This is a genomic window from Clostridium sartagoforme AAU1, assembly GCF_000401215.1.
Taxonomy (GTDB): Bacteria; Bacillota; Clostridia; order Clostridiales; family Clostridiaceae; genus Clostridium; species Clostridium sartagoforme.
In genome coordinates, this window is the sequence record NZ_ASRV01000084.1 from 1 (window position 1) to 2,384 (window position 2,384).

General features: G+C 26.2%; 2 protein-coding genes. Both read left to right on the top strand.

Annotated features, from left to right (window positions below):
- On the top strand, positions 1-510 hold a 510-nt coding region (locus A500_RS06395; RefSeq protein WP_157453619.1), incomplete at its 5' end, for a cob(I)yrinic acid a,c-diamide adenosyltransferase.
- A gap of 448 nt (positions 511-958) precedes the next feature.
- Positions 959-2,095, top strand: a complete 1,137-nt coding sequence (locus tag A500_RS06400; RefSeq protein ID WP_016206774.1) for a pyridoxal phosphate-dependent aminotransferase — start codon at positions 959-961, stop codon at positions 2,093-2,095.
- Positions 2,096-2,384 lie beyond the last annotated feature (289 nt).

Here is a 2,384-nt window from a genome sequence, read left to right on the forward strand (position 1 = left end):
GTGTACACAGGCGATGGCAAAGGAAAAACTACCGCTGCAATAGGGCAAGGTATGAGAGCCTATGGAAATGGATTAAAGATATATATGGTTCAATTTTTAAAAGGGGGACCAACAGGAGAATTAAAAACAATTGATGAGCTTAATGATAACTTTAAAATATTTAGATTTGAAAAGCCAAGAGATTTTGTTTGGAATTTAAATGAAGATGAAAAGGAAGAATTAAAAAGAGAAATTAAAGAGGGATATAAATTTATTATAAATACTATAAAAGAAAATAAATGTGATGTTTTAATAATAGATGAAATAATGGGAGTCTTATACAACAAATTTTTAACTGAAGAAGAAGTTATATACATTATTGATAATAAGCCACAAAGTATGGAACTTATATTAACGGGAAGAAATATACCAGAAGCAATTTTGAAGAAGAGTGATTTAGTTACAGAAATGAAATGTATTAAACATTATTTTGAAAAAGGTGTTGGGGCAAGAAAAGGAATTGAGTACTAGATTTATTTTGCGAAGCAAAATTCTAGGTAAAAGGTAACAAGTAATAGGAACAGTTATCAGTCCACAGTTCACAATTCACAGTTGTTTTAATTAGGGAAAAGAGAAGGTAACAAGGAACAAGTCATAGTTAATTTAAGCGTATAGGTAACATGTAAGAAGGAACAGGTATCAATTAGTAAGAATAGTTATGAGTGTATATTTCATAATTGAATTTAATTAAGGAATATGTAAAAGGTAAAAAGTGTCAGGGAAAAGGTAATAAGTATTAAGGAATAAGTATTAAATATAAAATTGATAAGAAAATATTAAATTTCTTTCTTTATTTTTTACTTTAAGATTTCTAATATATTATACCTGTTCCCTAAAAAATCCCTGTTACTTAAAGAATAACTGAAAACTGTGCCTTGTGAACTGTGAACTGAAATTTATAAAAGAGGGGGCTATAATAATGAATAAAAACTTAAATAATGTTGAAATATCAGGGATTAGAAGATTTTTCAATAAAGTAAAAGATGTAGAAGAAGCAATTTCTTTAACTTTAGGGCAACCAGATTTTAAAGCACCGAGAGAAATCAAGGAGGCCATGATAAAAGCAATTGAAGAAGATAGAATAACTTATACTGATAATTTTGGTCTTTTAGAGCTAAGAAATGAAATTTGTAATTATTTAAGTAATAGAAATATAAATTATGACTTAAAGGAAGTATGTGTAACTGTTGGGGGCAGCGAGGCATTATACTCAACTATATCTTCATTGATAAATAAAGGCGATAAGGTTTTAATACCTACTCCAAGTTATCCAGCATATGAAAACATAGTTAAGATTTTAGGAGGAGAAGTTGTTAACTATGAATTGGATGAAGATTTTTCTATAAATATCGGTAAATTAGTAAGTACAATAAAGAAGGATAAAATAAAATATATGATTTTATCTTACCCTTGCAATCCTACAGGGGCAATACTTAGTAAAGGTCAATATGAATCTCTAGTAGAAATTATAAAGAGTTTTGAAATTACTGTTATTACAGATGAACTTTATGAAGCTCTTTGTTATGATAAATATTATAGTATAGCAATGTGTGATAATATAAAAGATAAGGTTATATATATAGGAGGCTTTTCTAAAATGTTTTCTGTTACTGGTATAAGAGTTGGATTTATAGCAGCTACAGAGAAATACTTAAAAGAAATAGCTAAAGTTCATCAATATAATGTATCATGTACAAATTCTATAGGCCAATATGGAGTTTTAGAAGGTCTAAAAAATAGTTTACATACTGTAGAAAAAATGAAGGAAGAATTTATAAAAAGAAAAATTTATGTTGAAAATAGACTTAACTCAATGGGAATGGATCTTTATTCACCCAAAGGAGCATTTTATATATTTCCTTCTATAAAAAGATTTAATATATCCTCAGAGGAATTTTGCAATAAACTATTAAAAGAAGAAAAAGTAGCTTGTGTTCCTGGTGATGCCTTTGGATGTGGAGGGGAAGGATATATAAGAATATCATATTGTTATTCTATGGATGAGTTAAAAAATGCTTTAGATAAACTAGAAGATCATATTAGAAAAAATTACTAATTTGAAAAATAATAAGTAACTAATTAAAAACTAAGCAATATAAGAAGATATTTATATATTGCTTAATTTTTTTGAAATGAATAAATATTCTTGATATAATACATAATATTAGAAATAATAATGAATATATGTGTTTACATATGACGAACATATTATAATAAATGTCTATAAAAATGATGAAATGAATAAAAATATTTGATGAAATTAATAATAGATTAATAATAATTAGAAAAATGAAGGATTAATATTTATATTGCATAAATGCTGAAAAAAGTAAATTAAGCGTTTT